The organism is Mycolicibacterium chengduense (genome assembly GCF_033741155.1).
Taxonomy (GTDB): Bacteria; Actinomycetota; Actinomycetes; order Mycobacteriales; family Mycobacteriaceae; genus Mycobacterium.
Window position 1 is genome coordinate 107660 of sequence record NZ_JAWQNH010000005.1, and the last position, 19307, is coordinate 126966.

The 19307-nt window shown below is 68.3% G+C and carries 26 protein-coding genes and 1 pseudogene; 14 read left to right on the forward strand and 13 right to left on the reverse strand.

The genetic code is table 11. The features are described from left to right. Positions 1 to 50: 50 nt before the first annotated feature. Entirely contained in the window at positions 51 to 1385 is a 1335-nt protein-coding gene (gene lat / locus SBI67_RS19020) for an L-lysine 6-transaminase (protein ID WP_318982074.1), read from the forward strand. On the opposite strand, the gene SBI67_RS19025 is transcribed toward lat, so the two are convergent. Beyond that, positions 1382 to 2608, reverse strand: a complete 1227-nt coding sequence (locus tag SBI67_RS19025; protein WP_318982075.1) for a citrate/2-methylcitrate synthase — start codon at positions 2606 to 2608, stop codon at positions 1382 to 1384. The two genes, lat and SBI67_RS19025, sit on opposite strands and share 4 nt — an antisense overlap. A gap of 95 nt (positions 2609 to 2703) precedes the next feature. On the opposite strand from SBI67_RS19025, the gene SBI67_RS19030 reads away from it, so the two are divergent. Continuing rightward, the gene (locus SBI67_RS19030; protein WP_318982076.1) at positions 2704 to 3852 is read left to right on the forward strand and encodes a citrate/2-methylcitrate synthase; all 1149 of its coding nucleotides are present in this window, start codon (positions 2704 to 2706) and stop codon (positions 3850 to 3852) included. Here SBI67_RS19030 and SBI67_RS19035 read toward each other — a convergent pair. The 3 genes from SBI67_RS19035 to SBI67_RS19045 are packed head-to-tail and all read right to left on the reverse strand — an operon-like array spanning position 3835 to position 7778. Next, a complete protein-coding gene (locus tag SBI67_RS19035) occupies positions 3835 to 4362 on the reverse strand; it encodes a restriction endonuclease (protein WP_318982571.1) in 528 nt (175 codons plus the stop codon). The two genes, SBI67_RS19030 and SBI67_RS19035, sit on opposite strands and share 18 nt — an antisense overlap. Before the next feature lie 15 nt (positions 4363 to 4377). Further along, positions 4378 to 6981: a molybdopterin-dependent oxidoreductase gene (locus tag SBI67_RS19040; protein WP_318982077.1), complete on the reverse strand. Its 2604-nt coding sequence runs from the start codon at positions 6979 to 6981 to the stop codon at positions 4378 to 4380. After that, entirely contained in the window at positions 6978 to 7778 is an 801-nt protein-coding gene (locus tag SBI67_RS19045; protein ID WP_318982078.1) for an FAD binding domain-containing protein, read from the reverse strand. The genes SBI67_RS19040 and SBI67_RS19045 overlap by 4 nt, the downstream gene beginning before the upstream one ends. A gap of 128 nt (positions 7779 to 7906) precedes the next feature. Here SBI67_RS19045 and SBI67_RS19050 point away from each other — a divergent pair, with 128 nt between their 5' ends. From SBI67_RS19050 to usfY, 5 genes and pseudogenes are all read left to right on the forward strand, one after another. Continuing rightward, positions 7907 to 8335, forward strand: coding sequence for an SRPBCC domain-containing protein (locus SBI67_RS19050; protein WP_318982079.1), 429 nt, complete (start codon positions 7907 to 7909; stop codon positions 8333 to 8335). Further along, a complete protein-coding gene (locus tag SBI67_RS19055) occupies positions 8332 to 8652 on the forward strand; it encodes an ArsR/SmtB family transcription factor (protein WP_318982080.1) in 321 nt (106 codons plus the stop codon). Before SBI67_RS19050 ends, SBI67_RS19055 begins: the two co-directional genes overlap by 4 nt. Positions 8653 to 8710: 58 nt before the next feature. After that, a complete protein-coding gene (locus tag SBI67_RS19060) occupies positions 8711 to 9055 on the forward strand; it encodes a hypothetical protein (protein ID WP_318982081.1) in 345 nt (114 codons plus the stop codon). Beyond that, positions 9052 to 9673 (forward strand): annotated as a pseudogene (locus SBI67_RS19065) (flavodoxin family protein). Before SBI67_RS19060 ends, SBI67_RS19065 begins: the two are co-directional and overlap by 4 nt. Before the next feature lie 97 nt (positions 9674 to 9770). Further along, positions 9771 to 10079, forward strand: coding sequence for a protein UsfY (gene usfY, locus SBI67_RS19070; protein WP_318982082.1), 309 nt, complete (start codon positions 9771 to 9773; stop codon positions 10077 to 10079). A 56-nt stretch (positions 10080 to 10135) separates the two neighbouring features. On the opposite strand, the gene mbp1 is transcribed toward usfY, so the two are convergent. After that, positions 10136 to 10375 (reverse strand): microaggregate-binding protein 1, encoded by a 240-nt coding sequence (mbp1, locus tag SBI67_RS19075; RefSeq protein WP_266045811.1) that lies wholly within the window; start codon positions 10373 to 10375, stop codon positions 10136 to 10138. Positions 10376 to 10593: 218 nt separating this feature from the next. On the opposite strand from mbp1, the gene SBI67_RS19080 reads away from it, so the two are divergent. The 5 genes from SBI67_RS19080 to SBI67_RS19100 are packed head-to-tail and all read left to right on the forward strand — an operon-like array spanning position 10594 to position 12769. Continuing rightward, positions 10594 to 10818: a hypothetical protein gene (locus tag SBI67_RS19080; RefSeq protein WP_318982083.1), complete on the forward strand. Its 225-nt coding sequence runs from the start codon at positions 10594 to 10596 to the stop codon at positions 10816 to 10818. 12 nt (positions 10819 to 10830) lie between these two features. Next, positions 10831 to 10986, forward strand: a complete 156-nt coding sequence (locus SBI67_RS19085) for a DUF6131 family protein (protein ID WP_174995373.1) — start codon at positions 10831 to 10833, stop codon at positions 10984 to 10986. Between the two features lie 26 nt (positions 10987 to 11012). Then, positions 11013 to 11522, forward strand: a complete 510-nt coding sequence (locus SBI67_RS19090; RefSeq protein ID WP_318982084.1) for a DUF6328 family protein — start codon at positions 11013 to 11015, stop codon at positions 11520 to 11522. Positions 11523 to 11567: 45 nt separating this feature from the next. Next, a complete protein-coding gene (locus SBI67_RS19095) occupies positions 11568 to 12551 on the forward strand; it encodes a TIGR03557 family F420-dependent LLM class oxidoreductase (RefSeq protein WP_318982085.1) in 984 nt (327 codons plus the stop codon). Beyond that, positions 12548 to 12769 (forward strand): CDGSH iron-sulfur domain-containing protein, encoded by a 222-nt coding sequence (locus tag SBI67_RS19100; RefSeq protein WP_318982086.1) that lies wholly within the window; start codon positions 12548 to 12550, stop codon positions 12767 to 12769. The genes SBI67_RS19095 and SBI67_RS19100 overlap by 4 nt, the downstream gene beginning before the upstream one ends. On the opposite strand, the gene SBI67_RS19105 is transcribed toward SBI67_RS19100, so the two are convergent. The 7 genes from SBI67_RS19105 to SBI67_RS19135 form a co-directional block, all read right to left on the reverse strand. After that, positions 12746 to 13744: an iron-containing redox enzyme family protein gene (locus SBI67_RS19105; protein WP_318982087.1), complete on the reverse strand. Its 999-nt coding sequence runs from the start codon at positions 13742 to 13744 to the stop codon at positions 12746 to 12748. The genes SBI67_RS19100 and SBI67_RS19105 overlap by 24 nt on opposite strands. Positions 13745 to 13746: 2 nt before the next feature. Further along, positions 13747 to 14520, reverse strand: a complete 774-nt coding sequence (locus tag SBI67_RS19110; RefSeq protein WP_318982088.1) for a DoxX family protein — start codon at positions 14518 to 14520, stop codon at positions 13747 to 13749. A gap of 40 nt (positions 14521 to 14560) precedes the next feature. Then, complete coding sequence (locus tag SBI67_RS19115) at positions 14561 to 14881, reverse strand: PRC-barrel domain-containing protein (protein WP_318982089.1); 321 nt, start codon at positions 14879 to 14881, stop codon at positions 14561 to 14563. Beyond that, a complete protein-coding gene (locus SBI67_RS19120; RefSeq protein ID WP_318982090.1) occupies positions 14868 to 15245 on the reverse strand; it encodes a PRC-barrel domain-containing protein in 378 nt (125 codons plus the stop codon). Before SBI67_RS19120 ends, SBI67_RS19115 begins: the two co-directional genes overlap by 14 nt. Further along, complete coding sequence (locus tag SBI67_RS19125; protein ID WP_318982572.1) at positions 15242 to 16471, reverse strand: NRAMP family divalent metal transporter; 1230 nt, start codon at positions 16469 to 16471, stop codon at positions 15242 to 15244. Before SBI67_RS19125 ends, SBI67_RS19120 begins: the two co-directional genes overlap by 4 nt. A gap of 266 nt (positions 16472 to 16737) precedes the next feature. Further along, complete coding sequence (locus tag SBI67_RS19130; RefSeq protein ID WP_266045636.1) at positions 16738 to 16938, reverse strand: Rv3202a family protein; 201 nt, start codon at positions 16936 to 16938, stop codon at positions 16738 to 16740. 167 nt (positions 16939 to 17105) lie between these two features. Beyond that, the gene (locus SBI67_RS19135) at positions 17106 to 17237 is read right to left on the reverse strand and encodes a hypothetical protein (protein ID WP_318982091.1); all 132 of its coding nucleotides are present in this window, start codon (positions 17235 to 17237) and stop codon (positions 17106 to 17108) included. Between the two features lie 115 nt (positions 17238 to 17352). Here SBI67_RS19135 and SBI67_RS19140 point away from each other — a divergent pair, with 115 nt between their 5' ends. Both SBI67_RS19140 and SBI67_RS19145 read left to right on the forward strand, forming a co-directional pair. Continuing rightward, positions 17353 to 17790, forward strand: a complete 438-nt coding sequence (locus tag SBI67_RS19140; RefSeq protein ID WP_266045638.1) for an ATP-binding protein — start codon at positions 17353 to 17355, stop codon at positions 17788 to 17790. 26 nt (positions 17791 to 17816) lie between these two features. Further along, a complete protein-coding gene (locus tag SBI67_RS19145; RefSeq protein ID WP_266045813.1) occupies positions 17817 to 18539 on the forward strand; it encodes a SigB/SigF/SigG family RNA polymerase sigma factor in 723 nt (240 codons plus the stop codon). Here the strand turns inward: SBI67_RS19145 and SBI67_RS19150 are convergent. Further along, complete coding sequence (locus tag SBI67_RS19150) at positions 18510 to 18950, reverse strand: STAS domain-containing protein (RefSeq protein ID WP_318982092.1); 441 nt, start codon at positions 18948 to 18950, stop codon at positions 18510 to 18512. The two genes, SBI67_RS19145 and SBI67_RS19150, sit on opposite strands and share 30 nt — an antisense overlap. Positions 18951 to 19307: the final 357 nt, after the last annotated feature.

The window sequence follows — 19307 nt, forward strand, 5'->3', positions numbered from 1 at the left end:
TTCCTGTTGTCGATACACCTAACCGTAAATATTGCGTTAGTATCGCGGGCATGACTGCTGTTCTGCCCGACCGTGACGTCTCCGTATCCGCCGGCGAGGTGCCCGCTGTCTTGAGTCGCAGCATCCTGGCCGACGGGTTCGACTTCGTGCTCGACACCGAGCGGTCCGGTGGTTCCTATCTGGTCGACGCGCGCAGCGGTGCGCGGTACCTGGACATGTTCACCTTCTTCGCCTCCTCGGCGCTGGGCATGAACCATCCCGCGCTGACCAGTGCCGAGGCGCGCGCCGAACTGGGCGCCGTCGCGGTGAACAAGCCGAGCAACTCCGACATCTACAGCGTGCCCATGGCCCGGTTCGTCGACACGTTCGCACGGGTGCTCGGCGACCCCGCGCTGCCGCACCTGTTCTTCATCGACGGGGGAGCGTTGGCGGTGGAGAACGCGCTGAAGGTCGCCTTCGACTGGAAGAGCCGGCACAACGAGGCGTTGGGCAAATCCGCCCCGGGCACCCGCGTGTTGCATCTGCGCGGCGCCTTCCACGGCCGCAGCGGATACACCATGTCGCTGACCAACACCGATCCCAACAAGGTGGCCCGGTTCCCCAAGTTCGATTGGCCGCGGATCGACGCACCGTATCTGCGGCCGGGTGCCGACCCGGTGGAACTGGAGGCCGAATCGCTGCGACAGGCGCGCGCGGCATTCGAGCGCTACCCCGACGACATCGCCTGCTTCATCGCCGAGCCGATCCAGGGGGAGGGCGGCGACCGACACCTGCGTCCCGAGTTCTTCGCGGCGATGCGCGAACTGTGCGACGAGTTCGACGCCTTGCTGATCTTCGACGAGGTGCAGACCGGGTGCGGGATGACCGGTACCGCATGGGCGTACCAGCAGTTGGGGGTGCGTCCCGATGTGGTGGCATTCGGCAAGAAGACGCAGGTGTGCGGGGTGATGGCCGGTGGCCGTGTCGCCGAGGTGCCCGACAACGTGTTCACCGTCAGCTCGCGGATCAACTCCACCTGGGGTGGCAACCTCACCGATATGGTGCGGTCCCGGCGCATCCTCGAGGTGATCGAGGCCGACGGACTGGTCGACAATGCCCGTGTGCTCGGTGCCTACCTGCTGGACCAATTGCGGTCGTTGGCAAGCGAATTCCCGGATGCAGTGCTCGATCCGCGGGGTCGGGGCCTGATGTGTGCCTTCAGCATGCCCACGACGGCGCTGCGTGACGATTTGATCCGCACGCTGTGGGACCGGCACGTCATCATGCTGCCCAGCGGGGTGGATTCGGTGCGGTTCCGGCCGGCTCTGACGGTGACGACAGCCGAGCTGGACGCCGCCATGAAAGAGGTGCGAGCCGCGGTGCGGGACGTGTTGCGGGCGAACTAGTTCGAGCGCTTGCCCACATACACTCCCTCGGGGCGGAACCGCAGCATCGGTTCGTCGTACTCTTCCAGCGCGTGCGCCACCCAGCCCGCCATCCTGGCGATGCCGAAGACGGTCTCCGGCGCGTCGGCGGGCATCCGGAATTGCAATGCCATGGCCGCCAACGCCAGATCGGAGTTGACGAAATCGCTTGCCGAAATGATGGTTTCGACGGCGGCGTGAACCCGGGCGCCGCCGCCGGCACGCGCCAGCAGCTCCAGTAAGGCCAGCGCGCGTGGATCATGCTCGCGGTAGATGCGGTGTCCGGTGCCCGGAATGCGCTCCCCGGCGCGCAGGCTTGTGGCCACCGCGGTGACCGGATCGGCCAGCGCAGCACGCAGATAGCGGTAGGCGGCGGTGGCCGCACCACCATGCATGGGCGCGTCCAGCGCGGCCAGCCCCGCGGCGACAACCGAGTACACGCCCGCGCGTGCACTGGCGGCGACACGGGCGGCAACGGTGCTGGCTGCCAGGTCGTGGTCGGCCAGCAGCACCAGGGCGGCGTTCAGCACGCCCACCCTGGCGGGCGTCGCGGCCAGCGGCGAGAGCTTGGGCCACAGCCGTTGTGCGTAGGAACCCGCTGAGCCCGGTGCGGCATCGCCACCCACGGCGGGCAGCGCAGCCGACACCGCTTCCAGGATCTGCATCGCCTTGGTGGCCACCACCGCACCGGTGCGCTGATGGCGCAGCGGATCTGCCGCGCCGGCGAGGTCGACCGCAATGCGCACCACGTCCAGCAGCCCGGCGGTATCCGGCAGGGCCGCCCGCAGGTGGGTGGCCGCGCTCTCGTCCAGCGGTGACCGCTGTGCCGGTACGTCGTGCCCCCACAACAACCGTGCTACGTCGAGGAAATCCCGGCTCACCAGTTCGCGGGCCGGGATGCCGCGGTAACAGAGCTCGTCGCCGGACAGTGAGGTGAGCTGGGTGCGTATCCGCTCCACCACCCCGGCCGGCGGGCGGGTCCGCGCACCGGCACCGGCCAACGCTTCGACCTCGTCGACGGCGAACACGCTGCCGCGCACCCCGGCGATGCGCACGCTGTGTAATCGGCCACGGCTGACATAGGCGTACACCGATTCGCGTTTGATCCCGAGCACCTTGGCCACCTGTGCGGTGCTCAGGTAATCGTGCCCGTCGTGGTCGATCGCGGCAGGCCAGCGCCGCGTGTGTCGCCGGTGCGCTGCCATCGCGACATCCCCTCATATTGATCGAGTCAACATTGACTGCAGTCAACATTAAACCGAATGTGGTTGTACCGCTTGAGTAGAAGGAGGACTACCCGATGGTCGAAACGCTCATCGAGGCCGCCCCTGGGCTGGCCAACATCGTGGCGGCGGACACCGCGATCGGCGATGTCCGCGGGGACGAAGGTTTCTATCACTACGGCCAATACCCGGCCGTCGAGCTGGCCGCCACCCGCAGCTTCGAGGAGGTGTGGTTCCTGTTCGTGCACGGCCGGTTGCCGTCACCCACCGAGGCGGCCGCGTTCGCCGCGCACACCGCCACGCTGCGCGCCATCCCGGCCGATGTCGCCCCGATCCTGCGGATGGTCGCACTCGGCGGCGCGACGGACCATCCGCTGGCCGCGCTGCGTACGGTGCTCTCGGCAGTGGCCACGGCCCTCGGTCTGGAACCGGTATGGGATCTCGACGAGGACGCCAGGCGCCGCGACGCGCTGTTGCTGGCGTCGATCACCCCGACGGTGCTGGCCGCCCTGTACCGGATCGGGCAGGGCCTCGACCCGGTGCCACCGGACCCCAGCCTGCCCGCCGCAGCGCATTGGCTCTACCTGCTGACCGGCCGGCAGCCGGCCGCCGAGCACGCCCGCGCCATCGAGCAGTACTTGATCGCCACCATCGACCACGGCTTCAACGCCTCGACGTTCACCGCGCGGGTGGTGGCCTCGACCGGAGCCGATGTGGCATCCGCGATCTGCGCCGCCCTTGGCGCCTTCTCGGGTCCGCTGCACGGCGGCGCACCGGACCGCGCGCTGGACGCCCTCGACGCGATCGGAGACCCCGCCAACGCCTCGGCGTGGGCGCATGCCGCCCTTGATCGCGGCGACCGCATCATGGGGTTCGGTCATGCGGTGTACCGCACCGCCGATCCGCGCGCCGAGCTGTTGAAGTCGATCGCCATGGGCCTGGGTGGTGAGCTCGCCGAGCGGGCCGTGCGGGTGGAGCGGGACGTGACCGACGTGCTCGCGCAGCGGCGCCACGGCCGGGAGTTGCGCGCCAATGTCGAGTTCTACGCCGGCGTGGTGATGGAGCAGTGCGGGGTGCCGCGCGCGATGTTCACCCCCACTTTCGCGGTGAGCCGGGTGGTCGGCTGGTCTGCACACATCCTGGAGCAGGCCCAGTCCCGCAAGATCATTCGGCCGCGGGCGCGCTATATCGGGCCGGAGCCGGTGCGGTCAGCCCTGCGCCAGTAGCGCCCGGATGGTGGACCGCAGCCGGGGCAGCTCGGCGCCGCCGACCAGGGTGCACCCGTGCAATTCGGCGAGTTTGCGTGCGGCCGGGGTGAACTCGTGATTGGTCACCACCATGGTGCGGGTGCAGTCCTGCATGGGGGCGCCGGCCACCACCTCCTGGACGGCGCCGGTGCCCACCGGCCGGGCCTGGCGTTTGCATTGGATGGCAAGCCGATTCGGCCGGCGCCCGACGATCAGGTCGACGCCCCAGTCGCCGGTCAGGGCGGTCATGATCACCGGGACGCCGCAGGACCGTGCGATGCGGGCGACGTGATCCTCGAACTCGGTGCCCGACATCGCCCCGACCGTATCCTCCCGCGGTGAGGGTGTGCGCAGCCCGGCGAGGAAGTGCGGGCCGATGCGCAGCACCGCCGGTACGGCGACCGCGCACACCAGCGCGACCTGCCACCGCTGCCCGTAGGCATAGGCCGCCACACCGGCGGCAAGCCCGATCACCAGGAGCAGTCGCATACGCACGGGCGCATCCTAGGACGCGGGGCCGACATCCCCGTTCAGCGTTCGCCACACCCGGGCCGGTGTCATCGGCAGCCGATACATCCGCGCCCCGCACGCCCGCGCGATCGCGTTGGCCAGCGCCGGGGCGACCGGGTTGTACGGCGACTCGCTCATCGACTTGGCGCCAAGCGGCCCGAGCTTGTCGAAGGTATCGGCGAAATGCACCTCGGTCACGGGCAGATCGGCAAGTTGCGGAATGTGGTAGTTGCGTAGGACTTTGGTGGTGACCTCGCCGCGCCCGTCCAGCCGGATCTCCTCGAACAGGGCGGTGCCGATGGCCTGGGCCACCCCGCCCTCCACCTGGCCACGGCACTGCTCGGGATTCATCACCACCCCGGCGTCGGCGGCCTGCACCGACTGCAGGATGCGCACCTCACCGGTCTCGACATTCACCGCCACCCGGAACCCGTGCACGTTGAAGGCCACCGACCGAGGGGTGCCCTCGTGACGGCCGTGGCCGATCAACGGACGGTGCGTGACCCCGGAGTCGCGCAGCTGGCGGAGATCGCGGCAGGCGGACTGCACCGCCAGCCCGGCGACCACGGTGCCCGCCGACCCGAACGCCCCGGTGTCGTAGGCGGTGACGTCGGTGTCGGACTGGCGTAACCGCAATCGGTTCATCGGTACACCCAGCGCCTCGGCCGCCAACGCCAGGTGCACCGTCGAGGTGCCGTTGCCGAACTCCGCGGTGCCCACCGACACCGTGTACATCCCGTCGGCGTCCAACTCGACCGACGCTTGCGAGTAATGGCCCCGCGGCGGGATCGTCGCGATCATCGCCACCGCCATACCCTCGCCGACGGACCACTGCGGTCCGTCCGGCGGCGCGGCGCCGTTGCCCCGGGTGAGCGCGGCCTGCACCAGATCCAGACATTGGTCCAGCCCGTAACTGCCGAAGGTGAGGTCGTCGTCGGCCACGTGCGCATCGACGAAGGCATCACCGGGCACCACCACATTGCGCCGGCGCAGATCGAAGGGGTCGATGCCCAACCGCTCCGCCAACTCGTCGAGCGCGGATTCCACGGCGAAGATCACCTGACCCAGGCCGTAGCCGCGGAACGCCCCGGAGGGAAGGTTATTGGTGTACACGGCTTGGGCGTCCACCCGTTTGTTCGGGCAGCGGTACACGGCCATCGATTCACCGCAGCCGTGAAACATCACTCCGGGGCTGTGATTGCCATAGGCGCCGGCGTCGACCAGCACGTCGACGGCCAACGCGGTGAGCACACCGTCCGCGCCGGCCGCGGCGGTCGCCGCCACGCGGAAGGGATGCCGGCACGGGGCGGCGATGAACTCGTCGGTGCGGCTGAACTCGTAACGCACGGGCCGGCCCAGGCGCAGCACCGCCAACGTCACCAGGTCCTCGGTGAGCAACTCCTGCTTGCCGCCGAAACCACCACCCACGCGGGCGGTGAACACCCGGACCCGGGCCTGCTCCAGCCCGAAGATGTGACACAGCTCGTCGCGGACCAGGAACGGCACCTGGGAGCTGGTGCGAATCACCACCCGGCCGTCCGCGTCGATCCAGCCGGTGCAGCCGTGGGTTTCCAGGTGGCTGTGCTGGACGCGCTGGGTGGACCACCGCCCGCGCACCACCGCACCGCCGGCATTCTCGGCCGCGGCGATACCTGCGGCGACATCGCCTACCCCGCCGTGCAGTTCGGCCACGATATTGCGCTGCGGATCGGCGATGCGGGCCGCGGCGTCCTTGTCGCCGTGGATCGCCGGGGCGCCGGGCCGGCGGGCCTGCTCGGGGTCGAACACCGCAGGAAGTTCGGCGTATTCGACCGCGATGGCCCGGCACGCCTGCTCGGCGGCGGCGAGGCTGTCGGCGATCACGGCGGCCACCCGCTGCCCGACGAAGCGGACCGTTCGGTCGAGCACGTAGGTGTCGTCGGGATCGTCGGTGCGCTCCTCGTGCCGTGCCGTGGAGAACGGCACGGGGGGACTGTCGAGGTGGGTGAGGATCAGCTGCACGCCCGGGACCCGCTGCGCCGCCGCGGTGTCGATGGACACGATGCGCGCATGAGCGACGGGACTGCGCACCACCGCGAGGTGGAGCAACCCCTGCGGGGCGTGGTCCATGGTGTACTGCTCGGTGCCGGTCACCACCCGGCGCGCGGCGGGTGCGCCGGGGGACGCATCGCCGGTGTTGACGGTGCCGGCCAGCGCGTCGGTGATGGCGCGGTAACCGGTGCACCGGCACAGGTTTCCCTTGAGGTGCTGGGGCAGGTCCGCTCGTTGCTCGGCGGTCAGCGCCGATGCGGTGGTGACCATTCCGGCCGTGCAGAAGCCGCACTGGAAGCCGGCCGCGTCGGCGAACGCGCGCTGCACCGGATGCAGGTCGTCGGGGGTGCCCAGGCCGGCAACCGTGGTCACCGAACGCCCGGCCGCGCGGAACGCCGGGTACACGCACGAATGCACCGCGGTGTCGTCGACCAGCACCGAGCAGGCGCCGCAATCACCCGCGTCGCACCCCTTCTTGACCTCGAAGTGGCCCTGCTCGCGCAGGTAGGTGCGCAGGCACTGGCCGGGCCGCGGAAGGTCCTGGGCGGGTTCGCCATTGATGATCATGCGAGTTCCGCCGCGACCTGCCGGGCGAGCACCAGCGTCATCGCCCGACGCCAGTCGGGGTCGCCGTGGGCGTCGTCGGTCCAGGCGGAGTCGGGTATCTGCGCGTGGGCGGTCGCCACCTGGTCCGGACCGGGCACCGCGGCGAAGGTGAACGTATACGGCCGCACGGTCGCGGCCGTCACGGACAACCCGAACCGGCCGTCGGTGTCGCGGCGGCCGATGACCACCACCGCCGACCGGCCCAGCGGGGCGGGCGCCAGCTTGCGAAAGGCGGTGCGGGCGGCCAAGGTGCGCGCCGGGAGGAACACCGAACGCACGATGTCACCGGGGGCCAGCACGGTGGTCGACTCGCCGATGACGAATTCGTCGATCGGACAGCGGTATTCGGTGCCGTCAGGGCGCCACACCGTCACCGTGCCGGCGAGTGCGGACACCATCGAGATCATCGCACCGGCCGGGAAAGCCAGGCAGAGGTTGCCGCCGACGGTGGCGGTGTGCCAGATCTTGAACGACGCCAGCAGGGCCGCACAACATTGGTGCAACAACGGGACGCCGAGCTCACCGGACAACCGGGACACCTCGGCGATGGTGCAGGTGGCCGCGAGCTCGACGCCGTCGGCGGTGCGGATGACCGACGGCCAGCCCAGGCCGGCCAGGTCCACCAACCGGGTCAGGTGCGGCTGAGGTTCGGAAAACAGCCAGGTGCCGCCTGCCAGCACGGCGTCGCCTGGGCCGAGTGGCCACAGCTCATCGCGGTGGCGCGGGGCGTCGATCACCTCGACGTCGTTGAGATCCACCTGTCGACGGTAATCAAGCAGCGCCGGAACCGCATGCCCAATGGCTGCAACCCTTGGGTTGCAGTTGCACGCGCGATGTGCAACTGTGGAGTTGCACATCGGTTCCGAAACACCTTCAGGAGACCCCTATGGACGCCCTGGCGATCACCCGCAGCATCGACATCGACGCCCCCATCGACCGGGTATGGTCGGCGATCACCCAGGCCGACCTGATCGCCCAATGGTTCGGCGACACCTGCGAATTCGACGCGGTTCCCGGCGGCGCCGGCTTTTTCGGCTGGGAGCAGCACGGCAAGCATCGGGTGGTGGTCGAACACATCGAAGCGCCAAGGGTTTTGGTGTATCGCTGGGCGCACACCGCCGATGTCGACCCGGTGCCGGGCAATTCCACCGTGGTCCGGTTCGAGCTCACCGAGATCGACGGCGGCACCCGACTGGACCTGTCGGAGACCGGCTTCGAGGAACTGCAGGATCCACAGGCCGCACACGCAGATAACACGGGCGGCTGGACCGCCGAACTCGGCGAGCTCGTCGAATTCGTGCAGCGCCGGCCGTGACGGCGGTCCCGGGGGTGCTGGCCGTGCTGGCCGACGAAACCCGCTGGCAGATCCTCACCGAACTGGGCGCACAGGAGCTGTCGGCCAGTGCCCTGGCGGCCCGGATGCCGGTCAGCAGGCAGGCGATAGCCAAGCATCTGGCGGTGCTGGCCGACGCGGGGCTGGTGGAAGCCGTGCCGGTCGGGCGGGAGATCCGTTATCGCGCGCTGGGGGCCAGACTCAGCGCCTTGGGGGCCGAACTGGACCGTATCGGCCGGCGGTGGGACGAGCGGCTGGCGGCCATCAAGCGGATCGCCGAGGGCGCCGGCCCGGCGTAGCGTGGACGGTGCGTTTACCGGTCGGGTTCGCGGGAACCCGGCGGTGATGAGGGCAACCATGTACGACAACAGCGGTATCGGTTCGGCGGTGCGGTTCGGCCTCGTCACCGCGGTCGCCGGGGTGACCTTCCTGGTGGTGGCGGCCCTGCTGGTCGGCTCCTGCCACGGGGCCATCGCGGACTCGGCGGCGTGCGGGCCGCCGCAGCGGCTGGCACTGGCCTTCGGCGCACCGCTCATCCTGCTGATCGGTGGGCTCTACGCCTTCGTGCGCACCTACCGAGCCTGGAAGCAGCGGCACACCTGGTGGGCCTGGCAGGGGGCCGGTTGGTTCCTGATGTTGTTGATGCTGCTGACGCTGACCATGGGCCTGCCCGTGCTGGCCGGCCCGGTGCTCGGCTCATGACCGCCGTGTCGCCGCTGTCCGCCCTGGCCCTGGTGTGCAGCCTCAAGCCCAGCCCGGCGCCCTCCAGCAGTGAACTGATGGCCGACCAGGTCTGCTCGGCACTGCGCACGATGGGTGTCACCACCGAGACGGTGCGGTGCGCCGACCACGCCGTCCCCCCCGGGCGTGCAAGCCGATATGGGCGACGGCGACGAGTGGCCGCAGATCCGGGAGAAGGTGCTGGCCGCCGATATCCTGGTGCTCTCGACGCCGGTGTGGCTGGGCCACCCGTCGAGCATCGCCCAACGAGTGCTGGAGCGGCTGGACGCCGAATTGTCCACCACCGACCAACTGGGCAGGCCCGTCCTGGTGGACAAGGTGGCCATCGTGGCCGTGGTCGGCAACGAGGACGGCGCGCACAAGACCGTCGCCGATCTGTTCCAGGGGCTCAACGACATCGGCTTCTCCGTCCCGGCGCAGGGCTGCACCTACTGGAACGGGCAGGCCATGGGCAGCACCGACTACCTGGAACTGGACCAGGTGCCCGAGGCGGTGTCGTCGACGACGGTCACGGCGGCGCGCAACGCGGCAAACCTGGCCGAGTCGCTGCGCACGGGCGGCTACCCCCGCTACGCCTGAGCGGCGCACTTCCGTCCCGGACACCGGCGATCTACCCTGGATAACAGCTCCTCGCCGGCCCGGTGTGGCCGGGAGGGCAGGGAAGAGGAGGGTTGCCATGAAGGGCCCGAAAGACCCAGTCGATCACACTCGTACGACACGCCCGCATGCCGGTGAGTCCATGAAAGACAATCTGATCATGCCGGCGCTCATCCTGATCGGAGTCGCGTTGGTGCTGTTCGTGGCGAGCCTCGCGGCGTTCGCCACAAAGCATTTCGACATCGGCTTGACGGTGGCCACGCTGTCCGGCGCCGGGCTACTGGTGGGTGCGCTATGGCTGGCGCTGGAACACGTCCGCGTGCGTCGCATCGAAGACCGTTGGTATGCAGCGCATCCCGAGGCGCCGCGGCAACACCCGAACAGCTGAACGCACTCAGCCCAGCAGATCGGTGATCTGCTGGGCTGGGTGAGTCCCCTCGCGGGTCAGTGCTGTTGCGCCCGCTGGCGTTCCTCGGCGGCCTGCGCGCCGCCGCGGGCGGCGTCGGCTTCGGCCTCCTTCTTCGCCGCGTCGCGCTGCGCATCGGCCTTGTCCTGCTGGGCTTTACCTTCTTCGGTGAGGTCGTGGCGGCCGGTCACCGTGCCGACGGCTTCCTTGACCTTGCCCTTGGCGTCCTCGACGACACCGCTGACGGCTTCTTCGGGTCCGGTCTTCTTGTCAGTCATGATTACCTTTCCGCTTACCGAAGTGGATTGGTGTGTACTACTTCGGGTACCACGCGGCGACATTGCCGCGCCCGATCAAAGGTTTCCCGTCCCTGGCGGCCCGCAAACACCTGGCGGCGTTTCCCGTATCCCGTCTCGTATCCCGCGCTCGGGCGTGGTTTCGCCGAGGAGGGGATCGGGTACCCGGCTGCCACTGGATTCGACCGATGGAGGCTTCCATGTTCCGGGGATTAGCCGGCACGATCGTGTTGGTCTGGCTGTTGATCGGGGTGTTGGCAGCCTGGCAACGCGACTACTTCCACACCGGCCAGACAAACTGCGCCACAGCGGGTCAGATCGGGCTCACCGTGCTGGCCGGCCCGTTGAACTACGCCGGCGTGAATCCCAAGGTGGTCGACTGCCGGCTTCCCGAGCCCAGCGCCATGCCGGCTGTCATCGCGTGAAATGAGGTAATCATGGTGGTTCTCGGAGCGATCCTGCTCATCCTCGGACTCATCCTCAACGTCTATGTGTTGTGGGTGATCGGCGTCATCCTGCTCGTCGTCGGCGCCGTCTTCTGGCTGCTCGGATCGGTCGGTCGGCCGGTCGGTGGTCGCCGCTACTGGTACTAGCCCGCGATCGGTCATGGGCACTGGTCATGGGCACTGACGTCGACCATCCCGAACGTGATCAACGGTGGAACACCGCGGCCAGGGGAGAGACGGCAGCCCAGCGGCTCGACCGCAATTGGGCCAGCCTGCTGCAGGAAGTCCGGGTCGTCGAGACGGGCGTGCAACTGCTCACCGGCCTGCTGCTGACGCTGCCGTTCCAGAATCGGTTCGACCGGTTGGACGCCGCGATGCGGGCGGTCTACCTGGCTACCGTGGGTTGCTCGCTCGGCGCCACGATCCTGCTGGTGGCACCCATCGGCATGCATCGCATGATGTTCCGCCAGCACCGGCTCGACGTGATCGTGGCCGGCGCCCACCGGCTGGCGTACTACGGCCTGTTCCTGCTGGCGCTCGCGTTGGCCGGCGTGTCGGTGCTCATCTTCGACGTGGTGGTGGGTCCCCGGGCCGGCATCCTCGCCGGTGGTGTCACCGCGCTGGTGCTGATCGGGCTTTGGTTGGTGCTGCCGCTGGTGTTGCGCCATCGGCCACCACCCTGACCGGGCGCACGTTTGTCCCCGGTCATGCTCGGGTACCTGGGGAGCATGACCGGCTTTGGCTACACCTTGATGACCGAACAGAGCGGGCCGAAAGAATTGGTGCGCAACGCGGCGGCCGCTGAAGCGGCCGGTTTCGACTTCGAGGTGTGCAGTGACCACTTCTCGCCATGGCTGGCCGCCCAAGGCCATGCGCCGCACGCGTGGACGGTGCTGGGCGCGGTGGCCCATGTGACCGAACGAGTGGAACTCTTTTCCTATGTCACCTGCCCCACCATGCGGTACCACCCCGCCGTCGTCGCGCAACAAGCCGCGACCCTGCAGATCCTCGCCGACGGCCGGTTCACCCTGGGCCTGGGCAGCGGCGAGAACCTGAACGAGCATGTCGTGGGCAAGGATTGGCCCACGGTCAGCCGGCGTATCGACATGCTCGCCGAGGCCATCAAGATCATCCGGGAACTGTTCAGCGGCGAGTTGGTCGACTTTCGGGGCGAGTTCTTCGAAGTCGACTCGGCCCGGCTGTGGGACATCCCGGATGTGCCGGTGGCCCTGGCGGTGTCGATGACCGGGGTGAAATCGGTCGAGAAGCTGGCCGATTTCGCCGACCATCTCGTCGACACCGCACCCGACGGCGATGTCGTCGAGACGTGGCGACGTCGCCGTCGGGCGGTGGGTCTACCCGACGGCCGAGTGGTCGGCCAACTGCCGGTGTGCTGGGATCCTGACCGGGACAAGGCAATACAGCGGGCGCACGAGCAGTTCCGCTGGTTCAGCGGTGGCTGGTCGGTCAACGCCGACCTGCCGACAACGGCGGGATTCGCCGCCGCCAGCAAGTACGTCCGCCCCGAGGACGTGGCCGAGAGCATCCCGTGCGGCCCCGATCTCGATGCGATCGTGGAGGCGGTGCGGCCCTACCGCGACGCCGGGTTCACCGATATCGCCCTGGTCCAAATCGGCGGTCAGGCGCAGGACCAATTCTTGGCCGAGGCCGCCGAGCCGTTGCTGGCCGCACTGCGGGCCGAACTCGGATGACCGACCGGCGCGTGGTACAGGTCATCCCTGGTGGCCCGGTGATCATCGAAGGGCCGGTTGCCATCGAGATGCCCGACGGCGCGGTGGTGGAATCCGACCGGTTCAAGGTCGCCATCTGCGCGTGCCGGCGGTCCCGCAGCTACCCGTTGTGCGATACCAGCCACCGGAAGAAGCAGCGGAAAGCGGCCCCGAATTCAGCTGAGCGGCAGCAGGAGTGAGCTGCGCTCGTCGCGCCAGCATTTCATCAGGTGGTTGGCCAGTCGGTCCTCGACGAGTTCGAAGGCCCGGATGCCGAACACCACGTCGGGCTCCAGTCCGGGTTCGCGAGCCAGCAGGTCGCCCACCACATCGGTGCGCACCACCTGCTCGTGCACGGCGTCGGCTTCCACGTGCTCCAGATAGAACCGCGTGCACGGCGTCGGTGCGCCCATGCGCTCCAGCGCATCGGCCAGCCGCTGCGACCCCGGGGACGAGGTGATTTCGGTGGCCGCGAAGTGTCCGACCGTCGCGCCGCGCCAGCGTCGGTGCAGGCCGAACATCGACATCAGGTTCACCACGGCCAGGGTCTCGGCGGGCACCGCCTCCAGGTAGGCCAGATAGCCGTCGTCCAGCCCGGCGGCCGTCATCAGGTCGGCGAACAGCCGCTGATGGACCTGCGGCCCCCGGCCACCGCCGAATTCGTCGAATTCGACGGCCACGAACGATGCCTTGGCCTGACCGACCAGGCGCGGGATCACCCAGGCGTGCGGGTCGGCCTCTTTGAGGTGGTAGATGGACCGGTGCACGAAGTACTCGCGCATCTGCTCCCAGCTACCCTCGGCCAGCAGGAAATGGGACGGGCCGCTGCCGTCGACGGGCTCGATCGACAGCCGGTCCATTTCGCCGGCCGCGTCCAGCCCGCTCAGCTCCCCGAGATCGCGCCGGATGTCGGCCAGGAATGCGGCTTCCAACCGGCCGCGCAGTTCGATCAGCGCCGGATCCCATTCCCACCGTGCGTCCACGCCGGTGAATCCGCGGTAGAACAACTCGTAACACAGCTGTAGCGCCACGTGGAGGTCCAGGCCGTACGGGTCTGCTTCGGCGACTGCGGCACCCAATGAATCATCAAGAGCAGCACCAGTTTTCAGTCGGTCGATCACCGCGCCGGACAGGGGGCCTGCCGGTGCGGGCACGCCACGTGTGATCTCGCCCATGATCAGATCTGCTGGCGCAGCCGGTGCCAGCCCGTGCTCAGCTGATCGCTGCCCTGCTCGATGGCGGTTTCGGCGAGCTCGGCGCCCCGGCGGCGGGCTTTCTCGGCGATCGGGGCACCGCGTTCGATGGCGGTTTCGGCGAGCTCGGTACCTCGGCGGCGGGCTTTCTCGGCGATCGGGGCACCGCGTTCGATGGCGGTGGCGGCCAAGTCGCGGCCGCGCTCGGCGCCGACCTGTAAGCCGTGTCCGATCTTGTCGGCGATGTCGGCAATCTCGACGTCCGGACCGCTGTCACCGAGGGGTAGGGCGGCCGTGACCGCACCCGCGGCCAGCCGCGCGGCGCGCCGACCACGCCAGCCCAGCGAGGGCTTGCCCGCGGTATCGGCGGAGGCCAGCACCAGGCCCCCGATGAGGCTCAGATCGGTGAGGAAGCCCCGGCGTTTAGCGGCCTTGCGTTCCGGATCGGATTCGTTCCAGAACATGTGATCGCCCAGATTGCCGGGGATCACGGTCACGGCCAGCAGCGCCGAGGCGACGCGCGGAATGCGGCCGGTGGCCAGCAGTAACCCGGCGCCGATCTGCACGCCGGCGTTGACCCTGGCCACGGTCACCGCATCCGACGGCACCTTCGTACCGACCGGGTCGGGCAGTGTCTGCAGGCCCTCCAGGGTCGGGCGTACGACATCGGATGCGGACTTGGTGTCGAGGAGGGTCTCGACGCCCTGTCCGATGAAAGCGACGGACAGCAAGGGACGGGCGACTCTGCGCAGCAACATGTGGTGCGGGATTCCCGACATCAGCGGCGCCGAAACATCCTCATGACAGCGCCGCCGTCGCCCGGGTGTAACCGGGTCGTAAGGTGATGTGCTCCGAACCGACCCGCGCGATATCGGCCCAGCGAGCCACGAAGGTGCCGCGATGCCGCCACCGGGCCAGCGCGGCGATCAGCACCGGCGCGTTCATGCCGGTGCGTTCGTACCCCAGATAGGACGAGGTGGTGCGCGGGCTGACGACCAGGCCGAGTACCTCGGGGCAGCCGCCGCCCCCTGGCACCGCCAGCCGGATGTCGATGACCGTGCCCACCGGATGATCGTCGGCGTCGACGACGGCCATGCCGAGGAGCCTACTCAGCTGCATGCCGGCCTCCCGGGATATGGCAGACGATGTGCTCGCGCAGCCACTGTTCGACCCAGTGCGCGTCGGCGACGACGTCCGTGGGCGCCAGTTGCACGGTGACGCCTACCCGGACCACCGTGTCCCACGGGATCTCCCGCAGCCGGGACCGGGGCGGGCCACCGCCGAAGATCCTGGTGCCCAGCGCCTGACCGGACAGGATGCCGGTGACCGTCGGCGCCGCTGCCCCGCTCGGGATCTCGCGGTCCACTTCCACACCGTCGAGTTCCAGATCGTCGAGGATGCCCACCGGATCACCGTCGTCGTCGACGAGTTGGCGGTCCAACAGGTGCAGTCGGGCGTCCAGGATCCGCTGCGCGGCCGTCACTGCCCGGCTCCCGTCACGATCATCAGCGGAATCGCGGTCAGCGACGCGACCACGATGATCACCAGGTATATCGAGGCCAGCACGTTGGTCACCCTTCCGTTGACGTGGTCACCCATATAGTCGCGGTCGTTGGCCACGATGAGAATCGGCAGATAGGTCAGCGGCAGCGCGATCGCGGAGAACACCACCGAATATTCGGTCACCAGAACCGGATCCCCGCCGGTGTACAGGACGGCAACACCGAGCACGATCGAGATCAGCATCACGGTGTGGAAGCGCGCGGCGTCGGCGGGCTTGCGGAATTTGCCCCACCGCCAGCCCAGGAACTGCGCCAGGATGTAGCCGCTGGACAGCGTCGTCTCCAGCGCTGCGCCGAACGTTGCCGCCACGATGCCGATGATGGCGAAGGCCAACGCCAGTTTGCCGCCGGCGGCGACCACCGGCATCACCACCTGCGAGAGCGAGGTCACCTCGATCCCGGCGGGTAGCAGCACGATGGTGGCACCCGCGGCGATGGCCACGGACAGCACCCCGCCGAGCGGGAACCCGATCATCACGTTGAGCCGGGATGCACCGAGATCCTTTGTTGTCCAGTGCTCTTCGACCGCACCGGAGGAGAAGAAGAACACCTCGTACGGTGTCATCGCCGCGCCGAACAGAGCGACGGCGTAATACCAATAGGTGGCCGCTGATTCGGACTGGGGAATGACCGGATGGGTCACGGCATGCCCGAGCGCCGACCAGTCGGGCATCAGGGCGAATACGGCCACGGCGAAGACGATGAGGCACAGCCCGGTGAGCCCGGTGAGGTTCTCCATGACGCTGAACTTCACCCGCCACACCACGATCCAGACCCCGAAGGCGGCCAACGGAATCCACAGCATGCGGCCGACGTCGTTGGCCAAATGCAGAGCCAGCGCGATACCACCGATCTCGGCGGTCAGCGTCATCAGGTTGATCAAGAAGGAGGCACCCAGGTTGGCCGCCGCGGTGCGCGGGCCCAGACGTTCCCGGATCAGCTCGAAGGTCGCTCGACCACTCACCGCAGCCACCCGCCCGGCCATCTGGGCGAACAGGCAAATGCCCACCACACCGACCACCACCACCCACGCCAACGTCAGCCCGAAGCGGGACCCGACAACGGCATTGGTGACCAGGTCTCCGATATCGAGGAAACCTCCGATGGCGGTCAGGATGCCGAGTGCGACCGCGAAAAGCTTCTTCATCAGCGGCGTCGCGCGCATCGGAGAGCTGCACGGCGGCCAGTTGTGCGGTGGACCGACCGCGGTGGAACAAATCCAGTGCGAGAGCACCGCTGCGGGCGGCCGCGGTGCTCTCCTGCGTGGCCTTGGCCAACTGGCCGGGAGCGCCGTCGCGGTTGGCCGGGCACTGCGTCAGCAGCAGCGCGAGGGCCACCGTGCACAGCACAGCAAGCGTCCACTTGCGGATGGCGCGCAGTCGTTTTCCGTTGCGTGCCATGTCCGGTTCGGCCTCAGCTGTCCCGGTCGAAGTCGTCGTCAGCGGTGTCGACGACCTCGTGCTGCTCTTGCCAGTCCGCACCGGAGGCCTCCAGTGGAGGTCCGGCGGGGTCGGTTACCGGGTTCTCTTCGTCGGGCACCGGTTCGGTGACATCGCGGAGCTGTTCGACCGCATCGGCCTCCGGCACCGCATCAGGGAACTGTTCGCGGTCCATTCGGGCCGGATACCCGCGGCGCCGGAATCGAACCCCACGCTTCACGACCGCCGGGGAGACCGGGTAGCGCGCACCGCGGGCCCTAACCGACCGGGGCGCCCCAGGTCAAATCGGGCAACCGCGTTTGAAGCCTGGCAGCAGCAGGGTATGACACGGCCATGGCATGGTCAGGCCATCATGGGGCCCAGGATGATGAACGTGGCGGCGTAGACGCCCGCAACGATCAAGAGCAGGACGCACACCGCGATGGCCACCGCCACGAGGATGCGGCGACGCGCCTGGGGCTCGATCTTGGACATGCCAGCCGAGTACCCGCCGGGCTTTCGGAACACACGCGTGTCGGGTGGCCCAGTGCAATCGATTGATACCGAAACGACGTGGGGTAGCCTCCGTGCAGATACCCCGGGAGGTCTGATGACTGGGATTAACGGCGACGACGGCGTGCCGGCCTCCGGCGACCGTTCTGTCGAGCTTCGGGTGGCCGCGCGGCTGGAGAACCTGGCTGTGCTGCGCACGCTGGTCGCAGCGGCCGCCACCTTCGAGGATCTCGACATCGATTCCGTCGCCGACCTGCGACTGGCCGTCGACGAGGCGTGCACGCGGTTGATCCGCTCGGCCGCGCCGGACTCCGTGCTGACGGTCCAGATCGACCCCGGCGACGACGCCCTGCAGGTCCACGCGTCGACAACCTGCCAGGGTGACGACGCCATCGTCACCCCGGACAGCTTCAGCTGGCACGTGCTGCGTTCGCTGGTGTCCGATGTTCGGACCTTCGCGGACGGTCAACATGTCGGCGCCGGCCGGCTGGTCGGGATCTCGTTGACCGCGAAGCGAGTGGGCCTGCTGCAGTGACCTCGGAATACACGGACGTCATCGACATGTTCCGTGAACTCCGCGCGCTTCCTGAGGACTCCACTCAGTTCGCACGGCAACGTGAACGGATCGTCGAGCGCTGTCTACCGCTGGCCGACCACATCGCGCGCCGCTTCGGTGGTCGCGGTGAATCCCACGAGGACTTGGTCCAGGTGGCCCGGATGGGCCTGGTGAATGCCGTCAACCGCTTCGACGACACGGCCGGATCGGATTTCGCGTCGTTCGCGGTTCCCACCGTGATGGGCGAGGTGCGCCGACACTTCCGCGACAACGGCTGGTCGGTGAAGGTCCCGCGGCGGCTCAAAGAACTCCACGTCCGGATCGGCAGCGTCACCGCCGACATGGCCCAACGGCTGGGTCGTGCCCCGAACGCCACCGAATTGGCCGCCGAGCTCGAGATCGATCGGGAAGAAGTGGTCGAGGCGCTGGTCGCCGGCAGTTCGTACAACACCCTGTCAATCGACAGCGGGTCTGGCGGCGACGACGAGGCACCGTCCATCGGTGACACCCTGGGCAGCGACGACCTCGCGCTCGAGCAGGTCGAGAACAGGGAGTCGTTACGACCCCTGCTGGACGCCCTGCCCGAGCGGGAACGCACCGTGCTGGTGCTGAGGTTCTTCGAGAACATGACCCAGACCCAGATTGCCGAGCGCGTCGGGGTGTCCCAGATGCATGTATCGCGTCTGCTGGCGAAATCCCTAGCGCGCCTTCGCGACGATCTGAAGTAGCGCCGACGGATCGCGTTGCAGCCTCAGCAACGCCGCCGTTACGGATTCTTCGACGGGCAGCACTCCGTCGGGATCGCAGATCCGCAGCAGGCGGCCGACCGCGTGGCTGGGAACCAACGTCCAATCGATGCCCTGTTCGGTCGCGCGGGCACCCATGGTGCGCACCGCGGAGAACGCGGCGGTGCCGAAGAACGCCACCCCCGTGAGGTCGAGGACCATCTCACGCACGTGCGGAAGATGCAGGACGACATAGTCGGAGAATTCGCGGCCATTGGCCGCATCGATTTCGCCGAACACCGACAGCACGGCGGTGGACGGGGCAAGCCATTTGGTGCAGTAGGCCGCCATGTCGCATTCGGTGATATTCGAGGCGGCGTTACGCCTGGATTGAGGAACGGTGAGGTTGTGCATTTGTGACTCCATCAGTCGGAATACGGGATTCGTACTGTGGTCACGTCAAGTAGTTCAAGACCGGTCGAAGGGCCCTAAGGGTGCAGGACCTTGCTAGTTGTCCCCCACGTCAATGACGCTCGCATGAGGCTGTGAACTCAACCTTCGTCTGACACTACGCCACCTGTCGCGGCGGAACAATCGAATCGGCCTACCGCTGCCGTCCGGAGCCGCTCAACCTGCGGAATCCGTGGCAATCGGGCTTGTCTTCACGCTGCCGGAGGCCGCGCGTGCGTCGTCACCGTCGCCTCGTCAGCAGGTGCGCGACCGGAACACGTTGACAGAGAACAATGTTGATGCTCAGGCCGGGTTCTGTGC

Excerpts from the sequence above, each read along its gene's own strand:
- lat (WP_318982074.1), top strand. The coding sequence starts at position 51 with ATGACTGCTGTTCTGCCCGACCGTGACGTCTCCGTATCCGCCGGCGAG.
- SBI67_RS19025 (WP_318982075.1), bottom strand. The coding sequence starts at position 2,608 with ATGGCAGCGCACCGGCGACACACGCGGCGCTGGCCTGCCGCGATCGAC.
- SBI67_RS19030 (WP_318982076.1), top strand. The coding sequence starts at position 2,704 with ATGGTCGAAACGCTCATCGAGGCCGCCCCTGGGCTGGCCAACATCGTG.
- SBI67_RS19035 (WP_318982571.1), bottom strand. The coding sequence starts at position 4,362 with ATGCGACTGCTCCTGGTGATCGGGCTTGCCGCCGGTGTGGCGGCCTAT.
- SBI67_RS19040 (WP_318982077.1), bottom strand. The coding sequence starts at position 6,981 with ATGATCATCAATGGCGAACCCGCCCAGGACCTTCCGCGGCCCGGCCAG.
- SBI67_RS19050 (WP_318982079.1), top strand. The coding sequence starts at position 7,907 with ATGGACGCCCTGGCGATCACCCGCAGCATCGACATCGACGCCCCCATC.
- SBI67_RS19060 (WP_318982081.1), top strand. The coding sequence starts at position 8,711 with ATGTACGACAACAGCGGTATCGGTTCGGCGGTGCGGTTCGGCCTCGTC.
- usfY (WP_318982082.1), top strand. The coding sequence starts at position 9,771 with ATGAAGGGCCCGAAAGACCCAGTCGATCACACTCGTACGACACGCCCG.
- mbp1 (WP_266045811.1), bottom strand. The coding sequence starts at position 10,375 with ATGACTGACAAGAAGACCGGACCCGAAGAAGCCGTCAGCGGTGTCGTC.
- SBI67_RS19080 (WP_318982083.1), top strand. The coding sequence starts at position 10,594 with ATGTTCCGGGGATTAGCCGGCACGATCGTGTTGGTCTGGCTGTTGATC.
- SBI67_RS19085 (WP_174995373.1), top strand. The coding sequence starts at position 10,831 with ATGGTGGTTCTCGGAGCGATCCTGCTCATCCTCGGACTCATCCTCAAC.
- SBI67_RS19090 (WP_318982084.1), top strand. The coding sequence starts at position 11,013 with ATGGGCACTGACGTCGACCATCCCGAACGTGATCAACGGTGGAACACC.
- SBI67_RS19095 (WP_318982085.1), top strand. The coding sequence starts at position 11,568 with ATGACCGGCTTTGGCTACACCTTGATGACCGAACAGAGCGGGCCGAAA.
- SBI67_RS19100 (WP_318982086.1), top strand. The coding sequence starts at position 12,548 with ATGACCGACCGGCGCGTGGTACAGGTCATCCCTGGTGGCCCGGTGATC.
- SBI67_RS19105 (WP_318982087.1), bottom strand. The coding sequence starts at position 13,744 with ATGGGCGAGATCACACGTGGCGTGCCCGCACCGGCAGGCCCCCTGTCC.
- SBI67_RS19110 (WP_318982088.1), bottom strand. The coding sequence starts at position 14,520 with ATGTTGCTGCGCAGAGTCGCCCGTCCCTTGCTGTCCGTCGCTTTCATC.
- SBI67_RS19115 (WP_318982089.1), bottom strand. The coding sequence starts at position 14,881 with ATGCAGCTGAGTAGGCTCCTCGGCATGGCCGTCGTCGACGCCGACGAT.
- SBI67_RS19125 (WP_318982572.1), bottom strand. The coding sequence starts at position 16,471 with ATGAAGAAGCTTTTCGCGGTCGCACTCGGCATCCTGACCGCCATCGGA.
- SBI67_RS19130 (WP_266045636.1), bottom strand. The coding sequence starts at position 16,938 with ATGGACCGCGAACAGTTCCCTGATGCGGTGCCGGAGGCCGATGCGGTC.
- SBI67_RS19135 (WP_318982091.1), bottom strand. The coding sequence starts at position 17,237 with ATGTCCAAGATCGAGCCCCAGGCGCGTCGCCGCATCCTCGTGGCGGTG.
- SBI67_RS19140 (WP_266045638.1), top strand. The coding sequence starts at position 17,353 with ATGACTGGGATTAACGGCGACGACGGCGTGCCGGCCTCCGGCGACCGT.
- SBI67_RS19145 (WP_266045813.1), top strand. The coding sequence starts at position 17,817 with ATGTTCCGTGAACTCCGCGCGCTTCCTGAGGACTCCACTCAGTTCGCA.
- SBI67_RS19150 (WP_318982092.1), bottom strand. The coding sequence starts at position 18,950 with ATGCACAACCTCACCGTTCCTCAATCCAGGCGTAACGCCGCCTCGAAT.